We start from the raw sequence: 15447 nt of genomic DNA on the forward strand, positions 1-15447 counted from the left end.
AGTAGACGACCTGTGAATTCACCAAAAGCGATGTTACAAGACGGCCGGAAAACGAATGGAGACTTCGGATGAAGCTGCGAACGCTGTCGATTGCTTTTTTTACCTTGCTCGCGCCAATCCGCGCCGAGGCAGCGGCCAACGGGCAGGAGGTGCGCCTCAATGTCGTCTCCCAACCCGTCGCGGACGTGGTTGATACCTTGTCGTTCATGTCGGGAATTCCGGTTACCATTGTCGGAAAGCTTGACGGGAGATTGGAGAATTGGTCGGTGAACGAGCGGGGCGTGGCCGCATTCGCGGCCCTTGGCCGTGTCGGCAACCTCTTCGTCGCGTTTGACGGTAGCCGTGTCATCGTAGCACCCAGGAGCGAAGTAACGACCGTGGTGCTGGAGCAGAAGAAGCGTAACTGGAGCGCGGCGCAAAGTGCCATCGATACGCTTTTCCCATTCCTTCCCGGCGACGCCATCCACCACGATGCAACCAGCGACATTGTGATTGTGCGGGGTCCGGCCCCATTCGTGTCGGCGGTGGAGACAGTGTTGAGCCGTTCGACGGAGGAAACGGTACAAATCATCAGGGGTGGAACGATGGAAACGATAACGACAGCGAACTGATGGACAATGTAACTGCGTTCAAAAAACTCCTGCAGATCAGAAATATGCGTGTCGATGGCATGTCTCGCCAACTCGCCGCACTGCGACGTCGGCAGGATGCGATAGCGGCGGAGCTCGAAATGGCCGAGCGCGAGCATGGAGCAGCGGCCGACCGTGCGGATGCGGTATCACCGACACGGCTGTTGCAGCCGGGCATGTTGATCAGTGGGGAACAACTGCACGCGTCTCACCAGGAAGCAGCTCTTGCTCGTGCCGAGGTGGCGGGAATTGACGAACGGCGACAGAGGGTGGCGCTAGAGCATCGAGCTGGGACGACGCGCGTAGAGAAAATGGAAGAGGCACATTCATCAGCGATCCGCATCGTGCGACGTACGGAGTGTGTTTTGGAAGAATTGGAAGAAAGAACATTCGAAAGTGTTGAAGACCTGGAACGATAGATACCGCGACTAGCACCGTTTGGCGGTTCCATTCGTGATTCATCCGGAGCGACCTCGCATGGCGGACGGCGCATCATGCAGGCTCAGGCCGTGGATGAAAGCAGAGTGCGCCTTACCTCGCCAAATGGTCGGGGTGAAGCGTTGATCGAACTCGAGAGCGCTCCGCGATTAACTCGACAGACGCCTTTTCTTCTCTTTTTATAGAGTGGTTTGGTGGCTCGAATTTTGCCGGATCGAGGTGTTCATCCAGATCAACGAAACCGCGACGATCGCGAAGAGCATGAAACAGCTTGACCAGAGACCAGTCACGTCTTTGAGGAAGCCGAATGCGATCGGCAGGATGAAGCCGCCGAGGCCCCCCATCATGCCCACCACGCCGCCGACGGCGCCGACATGAGCGGGGTAGTAGGCGGGAATGTGCTTGTAGACGGCCGCTTTGCCCAGGCTCATGCAGAAGCCGAGCACGAAGATCACGCCGACGAAGGCGACCGGGGTGACGACGATCGGCATGCCAGCCACACCGCCGGGCACGGAAAGAATGAGCGTTGCGACTGCCGCGACAGTGAACATGGCATACATGATCTTACGCGTGCCAATCCTATCGGAAAGCACGCCGCCGTAGGCGCGGAAGATGCTGCCGGGGATCGAATAGGCCGCCGCGATCATGCCCGCTGTCTCGATGCGGAAATCGTAGACCCCGACGAGGTAACGCGGCAGCCTAAGGGCGAGCGCCACGAAGCCGCCGAAAGCGAAGAAGTAGTAGAGAGCGAAACGCCAGACCTGAATGTTCTTGAGCGGTTCGAATTCGCTGAGGAAGCTCTTACGCGACCCGCCGCAATTGCGGCGAACGCTGAACTGTGGGTCGTCTTCGGTCGTGACCCAGAAGACAACCGCGGTCAGCAAGAGCACGCCAGCCCAGACTTGAGCGACGACCTGCCAGCCGAAGGGAACCAGAAGCAGCGGCGCAAGGACTTGGTCAACGCCGCCCCGACATTACCGGCGCCGAACACGCCAAGCGCGGTGCCCTGCTTTTCCGGGGGGAAGAAGGGCGACACATAGGCGACACCGACAGCAAAGGAGCCACCGGCTAAGCCGACGCCGAGGCCGGCGAGCAGCATCTGAGGATAGGTGGTCGCATGAGCGAGCAGGAAGGTGGCGAGTGCCGCCGCCAGCATGGTGACGGTGTAGACGAGCCGGCCGCCATAGCGGTTGGTCCAGATGTTGAGGACGATGCGGATCAGCGAGCCGGTGAGGATTGACATGCCGATCAGCAGGCCGAATTGCACTTCGCTGAGGCCAAGCTCCTCTTTGATGCGCACGCCGATGATTGAAAAAATCGTCCACACGGCAAAACAAATGGTGAAAGCGCCCGTGGAGACCCACAGGGCGCGGGCCTGTTCCTTTGCAGATATCTTCTGGCGAACAACGGGCATTGTTTCTCCCGGCGCGTCGCACTGCGCCATTAATCGTTGATGTTGGAAATGCCACGAACAACGCGCGCTCATCAGCGATCAGCGCTTCGATCCTGTTCAGCAACTTTGCTTCTGACGCGCGACATTGGGCGTCACCGGCGGGTCTGCTCGGGCTTGCCACAATGGAAGCAAGCGACGTGCCAGATGGAGAAAATTTGCTCTCGATGCAAATTCAAATATTTAGCCAGACAGTCTTTAATCGGGCTTTGTAAGGTGGCCAAATAATAGCCTAGTTTGACTATTGGCGGGCCCGCTGCTCATTGGTCTTAAAGATCATTTCGAAGATTCTCAAATCCGGCAATAACCGTTAAAAATCACATCGCCGTTCTGGATCCGCAAAACCATACTGCGTGTCTCGCCCAAACTGCGCACCCTCAACATTGATGTCGTCTCCCAGCTCAGCGATGAACTTCTCCTTTGTGCCGAGGAAAACGACGGCTTGGTCGATCGCGCAAGTAAAGGCGCCGCGAAGATCGGCATTCCTGAAGGTAGCGTCATGGAAAGCACCTGTGTAAAACATCACACCTTGCAATCGTGCATTGTCGAACGATGCACCTTGGAACATCCCCTGATTTAGATCTGCCCCGGTTAGATCGGCAATAGTAAAGTCGGCGCAGGTCGCGTTTGATCCGGAAAACTTCGAGTGACGGAGAGCGGCGCCCCTGAAACTCGCATGGGCAAGAATGCCGAGGTTGAGTCCGAGGAGTTGAGCTCGGCTCCGTAAATCTGCATTCCCGTGAGCTGGGCGCCTCCGAGGGGCGATGGTTCATCCGAAAATACTTCCGCGATTTAACGGGCTCGAAGCAAAAGCTCGCGGTGACGAATGCCACGTCATTCGCAGGTGACTGCCACGCTAAATGACGACGCGCGTTCCGCTAGGTCCGGGGGGTCTAGTTTTTGGCACTGGACCGTACCACAGGCGAGATTCCGTACGAAAGCAGGAAAGCATAAAGACTTGCTCCGCGCAGGGCGAAATTGACGTTCTGGGGAATGTCGCCGGTTACGGCAAGTGCGGCCACTGCGTCGAGCTTCGAAGTCACTACGCCGATGACATTGCCATAGCTGTCAAGTAGCGGGCCGCCACTGTTACCCTGTTGAACGGGAGCAGATATCTGGATGAAGCGCGTATCGTTCCCAAGACCGGCCAGCGCCGTAACATTGCCGAGGGTGAAGTTGCCTCCGCTGGCCAAGACTTGGGAAAGTGGATAGCCAAAAACGGCCACTGACTCGCCCAGCCGGGTTTCCACCCGTACGGGCGCATATCCTCCCTTATCCGACGCCACACGCAGCAGAGCGAGATCGTTCGTAGGGTCGACTGCCACTATGTTTGCAGGAAGCGCTAGGAGGCCGGGACGGCGTACTTCGATCGCACTGCAGCCCTTGATCACGTGGTGATTGGTGACAAGGTGGCCTTGACTTGAGACGAAGAAGCCCGTGCCGGCGCTGAAGGTGCTCTTCTCGGGTGGCACTGGCGTTGACGTGTTATCGCGGGCTGGCGATGTCTGCTCAGGGGATTTTGACGTTTCCTCGGTTTTCGCGACTTGCGGACCTAGGTATCCATTCCGCGTTAGATGATCACGCAGTGCCTCCGGGAAACTCACCTGCCGCGTGGCTTCCTCTGGGCATGCACCATCCCTAAGAGAAGCGTCACATATGGTCGAGGGCCAGTCGCTTGAACGATCGTAATTTTCCAAGACCACGGTCCAGGCTTGGTCTGATTCGCCCAAAATTGATTTCAATGCCAGCCAGGCGCTCAGGAAGCCGTTCCTTCGCCACAGTTCTGGCTCCAATTTTGCCCGGTACTCCCATCCGAAGAGTTCGCGACGATAGTAGCGCCGGAAGTCAAAATTCCAACGCATGTCAATCAAGCGGTCTCCGTCAAGTTTCGATATTACAAGTGGAGCCGACGAGAAGACGTAGGGAGCGAATGCGTAAAGAAAGGCATTGTCGGCGCTAAGCAATTCGACGCTGCCATCACCGTCGATATCCTGCAGTTGATATCCGCCGCCGTCGAGAGTAGCGCCTTCGATACTGGCCCAGCCGTTGCCACGATTCGTAAGTATTTTTGATACGGTGCAGCAATGTGCTCCATTCCAATAGGATGAAAAGATGATCTGCGGTTCGGCTGCCGTCCGATCGAACCAAGCGATCCGCACTTCAGCGTTCATGTTTTCCGCGAAAGACTCCGAACCCTTCAGGACTTCCCTTACGAGCACCAGTCCCGCCTTGCGAAGTGTGATAGTGGGATACCGGATATTGCCCTCCGCAAGGTGAGACACTTCAATGTCCATACCCCCGGCTGTAAAGATCAATGGCTGGCCGCCTTTGTAGGACCAGGTCGGAATGGCTGGATCTTTCGGCGAGTTCCAGACAGTACGGGTGAAGCTTCGCCCGTTGCTAAGAAACAGGTCATCGGGAAACCCGCCAGCACTCCACAATTCCGCGCGCGCCGCCTTCGCTCCTCTAGCGATCGACACGGGTCCCGCGATGACTGCGAGCCAACCGTTTGAGGACTCCGCCACGCGAACATCATCGAAGCGATGCTTGTAAAGGCTCGCAATCCCAATAGCATTGTCGAGATCTCGTGTACTTGCGAGCACCACCCACCGGGTGCCGCCAGTCTGAAGGAGATCGGCATATGCGGCCGTAGCTAGTGCCGCTGATACCATGGCCACCACAAGCAATCTGAACATTTAATAGACCCCAACCTGTTAGGAGCATCCAACCAGTATGCAATGGGGTCAAGGGGCGGGTTGAATTCGTTTGGACTAATTGACGGCTATGCTGCGGCATCGCAGTTTGTACCGGGTCGATAAGGACCCACTAGCCCGCTAGGTGTTCTTTCTCTGTACTCGGAAGATCGCATAATGTCTCCCCTGGAACTCCCGCCAGCTGTGCTTTCGGTGGTTTCATTCTATTGCCCAGGGCCGCTGGGGTTAATTTCGCGGCATCCTTCGCGTCAAGGGGGAATCGACCCGCTCATCGCTAGGAACTATGACTCGCGGACGAACTTGCCTTCATAGCGGACGCGAAAATTGCGACGCTCAGACTCTTCCCGAAAGCAGACAAAGATCAGCTCGAGATCATCTGCGTTGTCTGCATGGCCCAGCAGGCTGAGCGTCACGATAGCTGTTTCAAGATAGCTCCGGCTCAGCCGGATCGCGGCGCTCCGGATTTCGTTTATGTCGAGATCGTTGCGACGGTCGTTGCGCTGATAGACCAACCAGAAACGGGCTCTTTGCCATGTCGAGCGTAAGGCATCGGTTACCTGCTCTTTGAAGTCATCGGCTGTCGTACCCCGAGTCCAAGTGATGGTCAGCTCGTCGTCGTCGCCATAGATATTGAAGTATCCGTCAAAGCCCTGGCCGCGTGACAATCGCTCCGCAATCATTTTGAACGCCGAGGTGTCGCTGATGGGTGTTGTGAAGAATACCGCCATGGGGACCCAATTGTAGGATGAATTGCTTTGACGATTGGTACCCGCGATACAGGTTTTGTACAAGAAATGGCTGACGTGCCGAGGGTGGAGAGCTGCTGGCTCGGTTTGCGTTGTCCGCTAATCGCCTCCGATTTCTGGCACGTTTTCCCCTTCTGAGGGGTTTACCTATCGCCCCTCAGAATCCTCGCATATCAGAGGCCCATTACGATATTGACGGGACAACTCCGCGATGTCAGTGACTTCGGTGTCCACCGGCGCGACAGCGGTCTTGCTCGGCGGGTTTTGCGTAAATCTTCTCCATCAGCCTTAAGAAAACCCCGCCGGGTTAGGGCGGGGCAAATATGCATCTCACAGTTGGCAATGCGGATGCGGGGAAGCGGCTGCACAGAGCCGCCGCGCGCATTAATACGAGAGTTCCTTGAGGAGGGAAGGCCGGATTTTGCGATTCCGGTACGCTAGCAAGAAGAAACCCGCTGGTGGGGCATGCGCAATCGACGCTATTAGCCAGGACCGCTCTATTTCAAATTTTTTCGTTGGCGGCGCGTAGGATCGGGGTTCCCCCATCAAGGCGGGCAGATTGCAGCTTCCGCCGCAGAGGAGATGTCGTAACTCCGCGGTTCAACTGGTTTGGAAACAAGCGGGGGTCGGTTCGTATTAGCGAGCTCTGGATTTTACTCCGCGAGGCGCACGCCGACACCGCCGTTTGGTGAAGGGCCTTCACTTAGGAAAATAATACCGCGTTCCTCGTAGACCCGCTTTATGGCTTCAACGGTCACAGGTTGAGGACCACGCGGCCCAACATCGTCCTGCTCGACCCTGCTAACTGTATTCGCGGTCACCTTTGCTAGCTGCGCCACTTCTCGCACACCTAGCTTCAACATCGCCCGCGCGGCTCTAGCCTGAATCGAATTCAAAGTTACCTCGTATTTATTTCGATACAGGGTATTGACATGTAACCTGCACTGTTATAGATACACCGTATTCATGCTGCGAGCAAATCTGACAGGCTGGGTGCGGGGCGTTTTGCGTCCGGCAGTTCTAGTGTTGCGACCAATTCCTTCATCCCCCCAATCCGGAAGTAGCATTTTGGAACTGCGCCAACTCACCTATTTCGTTGCCGTTGCCGAAGAGCTCCATTTCGGTCGGGCAGCGGCCCGGGTGCATATTGCCCAGCCGGCGCTGTCGACGCAGATTCAGGCGCTCGAGCGCGAGCTCGGCGTGCAGCTGTTTGTCCGAACGACGCGGCGGGTAGAACTGACGGTGGCAGGCGAGACGTTTTATGACCGATGTGTGCGCATCCTCAGCGATATCGACGTCAGTGCCGAGGTGACGCGCTCGGTGGCCGGCAGGACGGCACGGAAGATCAGGATCGGCACCATCTACCCGGCCACCATCGGCGTGCTGCCGGCATTCCTGTCGAAGATCGCCCGCAAGTATCCCGACATCCAGCTGCAGGTCCAGAGCGGCTCGACCGACGACATCATCCGCAATCTCGAAAGCGGTCAGATCAACCTCGGCTTCATCCGGCCGGTGGAGAACATCGGGTCCTTACGCTTCTTCTCGATGGCCAGCGACGAGTATCTGCTCGCCGTCGGCAAGGACAGCCGGCTGGCCGATCTCGATGAGATCGGCATCGAGGATTTGCGCGATCAGAAGATCATCTCGTTCTCGCGCCAGAACCTGTCCTATACCGAGCGCTATTTCGCCGAGATGTTTGCCGAGCATGAGCTTACCCGTAACATCGCCTATAGCTGCGACGACACGTTCGCGCTGATCTCGCTGGTGTCGGCGGGTCTTGGCATCGGCTTTGCGCCGCAATGGACGAAGGATTTCCCCAACCGCAATTTCGAGCTGCGCAAGGTGAGGGGAGTGGACTTTCGGATCGGCATGGGCGTCGCCTGGAACACCGAAGATCCGACGGCTGCGCGTGACGATATCATCGACATTGCCCGCTCGCTGGTCAGGCGGCAGAGACAGCCTGCAACAGCGCTGTCGCGGTAATCGTGGCAGGTGTCGGCAAAGTCACGGGAGACGATGATGACGCACAATCCATTCCGGTCCAACGGTCCAACAGACCGCAGCCACACAAGGCTTCCAACCCACAACGAACGTCACCGACCGATGAAGCCATCATCGAGCAGGCAGACGCGCTTTATGGCAGTGATGCAGCGACCGCGGTCGCCTACTGTGCGCTGGACGCCCTAGTTCGAGAATGACGAGGTCGAGTTTCGCCGCTTCGGCGGAATGTTTCGAATGCTCAGGACCTAAGAATGCTGCGTTGGCTGGGTTGGCTATCCTAAAAAAGAAAGCGTCCTGTGAAGGGCGAGGATTTCATGGTGATGGAAAAAAGCCTAAATTCGTGACATGTGCGAAGCCTCGGGGTCGTGCCCCGTTTTTAGGATTGTAGAACTTTTTCTATCACGTAAAGGGGCTGTCCTCTCATGCGGCCGAGTTCGCAACGACCCCATTGCTCAACCTTCCTGAAGATAAAATTCACCCGCGCTTCATCAAAATTTGTCGCCACCAGGAGAGCTTCTCTGAGCGCCAGATCGCTTAGAACGGTCGGTTTCTTTATCAGACAACCGTTCCGAAACACACTCAATCGAAAGCAAGCTGGGGGCACCGTCATTCTCCGAATTGCAATTTTTTACCGACCACACCGCTTCCCTTGGCTCCCCGTGAGGGTGCAAAAAATAGACACCCAAGGAAAACAGTTCGACGTTGCATCTCCTACGTTAATGGCACAACGCCACCTTGGGTCTGCCGTTCCGCCACTGCGACCTAGGTCATCTGTCCTCCGACCTTTGCCCTGCCAGCCGGGACCAAAGTCTGAGAGCGGAGCCAAGCTGCACCGTTGCCGACAAGGTGCGGAGGGCGGCTCGACGGCAGGCACGTCAACGGGGAGGAGCGGTCTGGCTGTGATCGCCGCGGCAATACCGGCTCGTCCTTCCCGGGACGGACTGCTGGCTACACATTACATATTGCCTGGCAGCGCGGTTGCAATTGTCCTACACGCGAAGCCATGGGGACCATGGTTATCCCAGGCGTGGGTCATAAGCGGGGCGGAACCCGATCCAGGTTGAGGAAGCAGCGACTGTACTTCCCGAGCTGGGATCGCCTTTGAAAAAAGAAAACCCTGGCCGAAGTCGCAACCCATGTTCCTAAGGTCGTGGCATTGGCCATCGCTTTCGATGCCTTCGGCTGTTGCGGGAATACCGAGATTTCGGCTGAGGCCGAGGATCGACTGAACAATTCTGCGGTGCTTCTCATCCGAGTTCATCTGGTGAACGAAACTGCGGTCGATCTTGATCTTGTCGAACTTGAACCGCAGCAGATGCGCAAAGCTGGAGTAGCCGGTCCCAAAATCATCAAGGGCTATCCTGATCCCGGCCTCGCTGAGATCGCTCAGCACGGCTTCGGCCGCCGAGCTATTCTGTATAAGAGCGCTCTCGGTGATTTCGAGTTCGAGCCTATGCGTTGGGAGTCCCACTTCATCGAGGATCGTCATCAGGCGTAGACCGAGAAGCTTGTCGGCCAGTTGCGTTGGCGAGAGATTGAAGGCCAAACGGATATCCGCAGGCCACGAAATCGCATCGCGACAGGCGCGCCGCAGCACCTTTTCCGAAAGCTCGGTGATCAGGCCGGCCTCCTCGGCGATTTCGATGAACTCGCAGGGCGGTACGCTTTCACCGCTTGGCTGGTTCCAGCGCGCCAGCGCCTCGAATCCGAGAATCTTACCACTCTGCAGATCAACGAGCGGTTGGTAATAGGGCACGATGAGATCATTTCGCACGGCGTGCAGCAGGGCGTTTTCCAATTCAACACGCTTCGAAAGCCCGTCACCCATGGATCGGGCGAAGGCCATCACATTGTTGCGACCGCTTTTCTTCGCGGCATACATGGCAATATCCGAGCAACGAATGACTTCCCGTATCGTTTCGCCGTCCTGCGGAAATCGCGCATAACCTACATTCGCGCCGACTTCCGTGGTGATCCCGCTGATCCGCATCGGCACCGATATGCTTTCGATCACCCGCTGCCCAAGCTGATCGAGATCGACGACGTCGGCATTTCTGCAGAGTGCAAGAAACTCGTCGCCGCCGAGGCGGTAGACGTCTTCCGGCGCGAAAATTTGCTCGAGCCGCCGGGCGATGTTCACCAGCAATTCGTCGCCGCCGGCATGGCCAACGAGATCATTGGTACGTTTAAAGCCGACAAGGTCGATGGAAAAAACAGCGAATCGGCATTCCTTCGAATAGTCGGCGGTCGCGATTTCTTCGAGCCCTTTCCGATTCTGCAAGCCGGTCAGTGCATCGTGACGGGCCGCCCACAGCGTCTGGTGCTCTGCTTGGCGCCGCCTCGATATTTCGCGGCGCAAGTCCCTGATGCGCAAAACACCAAACACAAGGCCGAGAATTCCGGCGATGATGATCCCGATAAAAAGTTGATCGACGACGAACCAACCATTCTCATGCGCGAGGTGGTCGAGTTTCTCATGCAGTTCGTAGACCAGCGCGAGATGCGCCAAGACAACGCCGACGATCGCCAGCGCTATTGCTTCCAACCGCGCGCGGTGGTGACATATGAGATGCAGCATGCGGAACCTATTCAAAATGCGGCCGTCGTGGCGCCTAACGGAGGGCGGCATCCCTTCCTCCGTTAAACGCCCTATGAAGCGATGGGAGCTACGCCCAGCCACGTTCAACTGGGAGGCTGGTGTTCGCCGTCTGCGAGAGACCAACAGAGGGCGCGGCGATCTTCGCCAGTTCATCCTGGATGGCGATCAGAAAATTGGAAATGCCCTGAATCTGGTCGCGGACAGCCTCCATTCTTTCTAGTGCAAGCGTGTCGATTTCGCCCAGCGTCGAAACAGCGCCAAGGTGGTTGATCGGGAACGCGATAATATTGCTCATCGAAACTCCTTCGATTTGAAAATTTCCGAGAAACTCGTCAGGCAGCGACGGTTTCGAGCTCGCTTGGCTGGAACAAGCGTGAAAGGCTGAGGAAGGAGATCATGCCGCTGTCGTGCGTGATGATGCCTTCCGCGACGCTGCGGTCGAAAGAGGTGGTTATTTCCGGCACGGGCTGCACCTGACTGGTACCGATCGTCAGAATATCCGATACGCCGTCTACGACCAGTCCAAGCACCATCTCATGCACCTCGGCCACGACGATCGCGCTGCGCTCCGTGGGCTTCGTGCTTTTCATGCCGAGCTTGTGGGCCAGATCGATGATCGGGATCACCGATCCCCGCAGGTTCATCACGCCGACGATATCCGGCGGCGAGTGCGGCACTGGGATCGAGGGGGACCATCCGCGAATCTCGCGGATGGTGGTGGTTCTGACGCAGAAATCCTGATCGGAGATTCGAAAGGCGATGATCTCGAAGGTGCCGTTGCCGGACTCCGCCGACGATTGAGCAAGCGAAGACATTCTCAAAAGTCCTCCCATTCCTTTACCGCAGCTGCAGTGGCAGTTCTGCCGCTGAAGGCGCTGGCGAGCTTGCTCCCGAGCGCGCGGGCCGGCGAAGCCACCGGCCGGTTTGTCCGGTCGGCCGCGCGCGGCTGGGTAACCATGCCGTCGAGTTTGAAGCCGGCGACGAGATTGCGTAGCTTGGCGGCTTCCTCGGCCAGGCTCGATGCCGCGGCGGTCGATTCTTCCACCATCGCCGCGTTCTGCTGGGTGCTCTGATCCATCGAATTGACCGCTGTGTTGATCTCAGCCAGTCCCGTCGACTGCTCCTTTGCCGACACGGCGATCGCGTTCATGTGACTGTTGACCTGGCCGATGAAGCCACTGATGACGTTCAGCGCATCGCCGGTGTCGCGCACCAGCTTGACACCGCTTTCCACTTCGGTCGACGAGTTGCGGATCAGCCCCTTGATCTCCTTTGCAGCCTGCGCGGACCGCTGCGCCAGTTCGCGCACCTCCTGGGCGACGACGGCAAAGCCCTTGCCGGCATCGCCGGCCCGCGCCGCCTCGACGCCGGCATTCAGCGCCAGGAGATTGGTCTGGAAGGCAATCTCGTCGATCACCCCGATGATGTTGGAAATCTGCTGCGAGCTCTCCTCGATCCGACGCATCGCTTCTTCGGCATGCGAGACGACTTCGGCCGATTTCGCCGCACTCTGGTTGGCATGCGTCGCAACCGTGCGGGCCTCTTCCGTCAGCTTCGTCGACGAGCCGACATTGGCGGTGATCTGGTCGAGGGCCGCGGCGGTCTCCTCAAGAGCGGCGGCCTGCTGCTCGGTACGCTTGGCAAGATCCTGGGCGCCGGAGGCGATCTCACGGGTGCCGTTGTCCATGGTCGCAATGCTCTCGGCGATCGCTGACAACGCTGTGCCGAGCTGGCGGACGGACTGGTTGAAGTCGTTGCGCAGGGGCTCGAAATCAGGTGCGAAAGCGTCCATCAACTGGAAGGCGAGATCGCCGGCGGCAAGGCGCTTCAGGCCGGCCCCCAAGTTGTCGGAGGCAAAGCGCAGTTGTTCGGCTTCCATTTCGGTGCGCTTCTGGACTGCCGCCCGTTCCGCTTCCTGATGTTCGCGCGTGGTCCGAGCCTCGCCTTCGAGGCGGCCATTGTTGATTGCGGCTTCCCGGAAGACCTCAACGGCAGCAGCCATCGCGCCGATCTCGTCATGACGGCCGAGCAGGGGGATCGCCGAAGCCGTATCGCCTTCAGCCAGCTTGCCCATCGCGCCTGTGATCCGGGTGATTGGATTGGCAATGCCGGTAATGGCGTAGAAAGTCGCGGCGGCGCCTGCGAGAAGTGCGATCGCACAGAGGATGTAGATAAGGTTCAGGGAATGCTCGAGGAGCGCCTGATTGTCTGCGCCAGCCTTCGCTGCGCCGTCCTTGTTGATGCCCGTGATGATATGGATTGACTGCGCTATGTCGGCAAAAAGAGGCGCCATTTCCTTAGAAATGATGAGTTTGGCTTCTTCATCCTTTCCCTCAGTCGAGACCGCCACCATCCTGGCACCAGCGACGTCCAACGCCTCGCTCGTGTCCCGTATCTTCTTCAGTTCGGCGTTCTCATTGTCTTCAGTGACAAGGGCGGAATAGTCGTCGAACGCCTTGGCAAAGCGCGCCGTTTCATCCTCGATCGCCTTGGTTGCCCGCGCTTCCTCCTCAGCATTGCTTGCGAGAACATGGCGATTGAAGGCAACCCGCTTATCGGAAAGGGCGGTATCCATTTCCTTCGACCGTTCGACGCTCGGCAGCCAGTTGTCGACGACTGCGTCGTTGTTGCGATCGATCTCACCCATCGAGGAGATGGCGACCCACGACAGGCTGGCTGCAATCAGAAACAGGCCGGCAACGATGCCGATCAAGGAGGATTTTACGCTTGGGCGTTTCATTTCAAATTCCTTCAATTTTTAGCGCGGCGAACGTGGGTCGTCGCGGAATCGAGTATTTGAATCGGCAGCCGTCTGCTGCCGATTCATTGCCGCAGTGAGTCTTCTTCCAGTCCCGGCGTTAAAGAGGACCTTGTGTTCGCCGACATCCAGTGGTGAACAATGATCTCGCTAATGCGCCGAAAACTGCTCGCGTCATTCGGGGAGGTTGAATGACGCGAGGCCTCTACTGGACGTAATCATGGTGTGAGCGGCGCGAAATCATTTCGCGGGACAGCGGCGCGGAAACCGTTGATTTCGGCACGCTGGTGGGGCAGGTTTCCGCAGAAGCACTGCTGCGTGCTGATTGCGCCGACCTCTGTTCTCTAACTTGTACGACGAGCGCTGAAAAAAGATTAACAGTTTCCAGCGGTTAAGGGTTTGAGTTGGAAAATTACGCCTTTCGGATAGCCGTTGCGCGGATTGACCCTGTGGTCTCGCCGATGTTTAAGCGCGCCTCGTAACAATTGAAATTACCGAAACTCTCGTCTCGCTGAGGGCGGTAGCAAGGGCGACGACGCGCTGCGCGAGGATCTCGTCAAGCATGTGCGCAAGGAAATCGGGTCGATCGCCACGCGCGACAAAATCCAGTTCTCGCCCGCCTCTAAAACCCGTTCCGGCAAGATCATGTGCTGCATCCTGCGAAACACGACACAGCGGTTGTCGACGCCCAGCCAGCGTTTCCAATGCATGCTCGCTGTGTTGCGGATATTTGTGGTGCCGCCGTCCGGTTCCATCTTCAACAACTGCTGGAAGTCGACATCATTGCCCTTGGCGCGCAGCTTGTTGGCCCGGTTGGTCGCCGCCTCGAACAGCGCCTGGCCAGAGCTCGGCAGCCCCCCAGCGCACCATCGCCGGCTCGCGCCCAGTCGGCGTATTGCGCACGACCGGCGCCATGCCATCGGGCCATACCTCGATTTCCGGTTCGATGTTGCCGACGCTGTCGACCATCGCGCGCGTGGCGCCGCGGAGACGGCCGATCGCGCGCCGGTCCAGCTCTTCCTCGTGGCCGCATACGCCGCACTCAGCGACAATGACGAACCATTCCGGAAGCGCGCTCAACGTCGCGTAGTCGAATTGTGGCCCGAGGCTCGGCGCCAGCTCAATGCTTCTGTCGTGCCGCATGACGGTCAGTCCCGGTCAAAGCTCGGTGTCCAGCCGCGGGTAAATCCGATGCTCATGCCCATCCGTGTCAATGCCAGCTGCTCACGCAGATGCCGGCAATCCTCCAACAAGGTGCGCACGGCCGCGTCGGCGTCGCCGCCGTGATAGCGGAGAACGTCGTTGAACTCCGCCTCCGCCGACGGTTTAGCGGGTTCGTCGGGTAATGCTGCTTTAAGCGGGCGCATGGCTTCTCCTCTCCACCGTGCATGGCCAGCGGACGATATGGGAACGAATTTCAGATTGGCGGTTACGGCGCCGCGTTGTTCTCATTATGTTCTCATGCGAGGGATAGTCAAGACGTCCGGGTTCGGTAATCCCCATCGGTGATTCAGCGGTCATCGCCCTTGGGCATTTTTGCATCAAATTTATGTAAGTCGCATCAATTTCATGGAAGCCATGACCAGTCGGCCTCGATAGGCTTCAACCGTGGCTCCTGAACGTGGAACACAGGGAGCCGCAGGACGCGGTGCCGCTGCTCTAACTGGTAATAGGGGCAGCGGCATTTCCCGCGTATGCGCACGCCGGAAAGAATGACCCGTTGCGCGGAGCTGGGCGAATTATTCCATCGGCTCGATCCTGTGGGCCCCGCTGCTAACCATGCAAATCCTGCGCTAGCGAGAACATTTCTACAGCTATCCGCAGTGACTGGGTGGGCGCCCTGAGTACGCCTAGTAACATCGGAGCCAGCTCCGAGCTTCGAGGTCCGATGATCGAGGTCAGCTTTCGCGTTTCTGCGTGAAAAGCCGGCGGACCCGGGCCCCATTTTGGTCATTCCGTAGGGTTGAGCCGATGTACGCTATTAGAGAGTTTGAAGCGGAGGTTTGAAACAACAGGGTCGTCGGTTCTGATTCCTTCAAGGCGACGATACCGCTTGCAAATTCAACGGTCCGCCAACAGTGAATGCAATAAGAAGGACGATGGGGCTGGCGG

General features: G+C 57.9%; 11 protein-coding genes and 3 pseudogenes. 4 read left to right on the forward strand and 10 right to left on the reverse strand.

What is annotated here, in order from left to right:
- Nucleotides 1-68: 68 nt before the first annotated feature.
- Together A3AY_RS0126865 and A3AY_RS0126870 are read left to right on the forward strand one after the other, a co-directional pair.
- Nucleotides 69-611 (forward strand): hypothetical protein, encoded by a 543-nt coding sequence (locus A3AY_RS0126865; RefSeq protein WP_018328774.1) that lies wholly within the window; start codon nt 69-71, stop codon nt 609-611.
- Nucleotides 611-1048 (forward strand): hypothetical protein, encoded by a 438-nt coding sequence (locus A3AY_RS0126870; protein WP_018328775.1) that lies wholly within the window; start codon nt 611-613, stop codon nt 1046-1048. Before A3AY_RS0126865 ends, A3AY_RS0126870 begins: the two co-directional genes overlap by 1 nt.
- Before the next feature lie 198 nt (nt 1049-1246).
- Here A3AY_RS0126870 and A3AY_RS36260 read toward each other — a convergent pair.
- The 4 genes and pseudogenes from A3AY_RS36260 to A3AY_RS0126895 all read right to left on the reverse strand — a co-directional run bounded on the left by A3AY_RS36260 (nt 1247) and on the right by A3AY_RS0126895 (nt 5959).
- A pseudogene (locus A3AY_RS36260) lies at nt 1247-2481 on the reverse strand (MFS transporter).
- A 346-nt stretch (nt 2482-2827) separates the two neighbouring features.
- The gene (locus A3AY_RS41705; RefSeq protein WP_083926049.1) at nt 2828-3283 is read right to left on the reverse strand and encodes a pentapeptide repeat-containing protein; all 456 of its coding nucleotides are present in this window, start codon (nt 3281-3283) and stop codon (nt 2828-2830) included.
- Between the two features lie 127 nt (nt 3284-3410).
- Nucleotides 3411-5213: a S1C family serine protease gene (locus A3AY_RS36265; protein WP_018328777.1), complete on the reverse strand. Its 1803-nt coding sequence runs from the start codon at nt 5211-5213 to the stop codon at nt 3411-3413.
- A gap of 299 nt (nt 5214-5512) precedes the next feature.
- On the reverse strand, nt 5513-5959 hold the full coding sequence (locus A3AY_RS0126895; RefSeq protein WP_018328778.1) for a hypothetical protein: 447 nt from the start codon (nt 5957-5959) through the stop codon (nt 5513-5515).
- A gap of 1086 nt (nt 5960-7045) precedes the next feature.
- On the opposite strand from A3AY_RS0126895, the gene A3AY_RS0126900 reads away from it, so the two are divergent.
- Entirely contained in the window at nt 7046-7960 is a 915-nt protein-coding gene (locus A3AY_RS0126900; protein WP_018328779.1) for a LysR family transcriptional regulator, read from the forward strand.
- 973 nt (nt 7961-8933) lie between these two features.
- Here the strand turns inward: A3AY_RS0126900 and A3AY_RS0126905 are convergent.
- The 4 genes from A3AY_RS0126905 to A3AY_RS0126920 all read right to left on the reverse strand — a co-directional run bounded on the left by A3AY_RS0126905 (nt 8934) and on the right by A3AY_RS0126920 (nt 13317).
- On the reverse strand, nt 8934-10487 hold the full coding sequence (locus A3AY_RS0126905; RefSeq protein WP_162709255.1) for a putative bifunctional diguanylate cyclase/phosphodiesterase: 1554 nt from the start codon (nt 10485-10487) through the stop codon (nt 8934-8936).
- A 157-nt stretch (nt 10488-10644) separates the two neighbouring features.
- Nucleotides 10645-10872, reverse strand: coding sequence for a hypothetical protein (locus tag A3AY_RS0126910; protein WP_018328781.1), 228 nt, complete (start codon nt 10870-10872; stop codon nt 10645-10647).
- Nucleotides 10873-10909: 37 nt separating this feature from the next.
- Nucleotides 10910-11392: a chemotaxis protein CheW gene (locus tag A3AY_RS0126915; RefSeq protein WP_018328782.1), complete on the reverse strand. Its 483-nt coding sequence runs from the start codon at nt 11390-11392 to the stop codon at nt 10910-10912.
- 2 nt (nt 11393-11394) lie between these two features.
- Nucleotides 11395-13317, reverse strand: coding sequence for a methyl-accepting chemotaxis protein (locus tag A3AY_RS0126920; protein ID WP_018328783.1), 1923 nt, complete (start codon nt 13315-13317; stop codon nt 11395-11397).
- 537 nt (nt 13318-13854) lie between these two features.
- Between A3AY_RS0126920 and A3AY_RS41265 the strand changes: the two are divergent.
- Nucleotides 13855-14010, forward strand: a pseudogene (locus A3AY_RS41265) (AMP-binding enzyme); the annotation flags it as partial.
- Here A3AY_RS41265 and A3AY_RS40795 read toward each other — a convergent pair.
- Both A3AY_RS40795 and A3AY_RS0126930 read right to left on the reverse strand, forming a co-directional pair.
- A pseudogene (locus A3AY_RS40795) lies at nt 14001-14304 on the reverse strand (SOS response-associated peptidase); the annotation flags it as partial. The pseudogenes A3AY_RS41265 and A3AY_RS40795 overlap by 10 nt on opposite strands.
- Before the next feature lie 179 nt (nt 14305-14483).
- Complete coding sequence (locus tag A3AY_RS0126930) at nt 14484-14702, reverse strand: hypothetical protein (protein WP_018328785.1); 219 nt, start codon at nt 14700-14702, stop codon at nt 14484-14486.
- Between the last annotated feature and the right edge of the window lie 745 nt (nt 14703-15447).

Origin of the sequence: Rhizobium giardinii bv. giardinii H152, from assembly GCF_000379605.1 — a bacterium.
Lineage (GTDB): Bacteria > Pseudomonadota > Alphaproteobacteria > Rhizobiales > Rhizobiaceae > Pararhizobium > Pararhizobium giardinii.

Excerpts from the sequence above, each read along its gene's own strand:
- A3AY_RS0126865 (WP_018328774.1), top strand. The coding sequence starts at position 69 with ATGAAGCTGCGAACGCTGTCGATTGCTTTTTTTACCTTGCTCGCGCCA.
- A3AY_RS0126870 (WP_018328775.1), top strand. The coding sequence starts at position 611 with ATGGACAATGTAACTGCGTTCAAAAAACTCCTGCAGATCAGAAATATG.
- A3AY_RS36265 (WP_018328777.1), bottom strand. The coding sequence starts at position 5,213 with ATGTTCAGATTGCTTGTGGTGGCCATGGTATCAGCGGCACTAGCTACG.
- A3AY_RS0126895 (WP_018328778.1), bottom strand. The coding sequence starts at position 5,959 with ATGGCGGTATTCTTCACAACACCCATCAGCGACACCTCGGCGTTCAAA.
- A3AY_RS0126910 (WP_018328781.1), bottom strand. The coding sequence starts at position 10,872 with ATGAGCAATATTATCGCGTTCCCGATCAACCACCTTGGCGCTGTTTCG.
- A3AY_RS0126915 (WP_018328782.1), bottom strand. The coding sequence starts at position 11,392 with ATGTCTTCGCTTGCTCAATCGTCGGCGGAGTCCGGCAACGGCACCTTC.
- A3AY_RS0126920 (WP_018328783.1), bottom strand. The coding sequence starts at position 13,317 with ATGAAACGCCCAAGCGTAAAATCCTCCTTGATCGGCATCGTTGCCGGC.
- A3AY_RS0126930 (WP_018328785.1), bottom strand. The coding sequence starts at position 14,702 with ATGCGCCCGCTTAAAGCAGCATTACCCGACGAACCCGCTAAACCGTCG.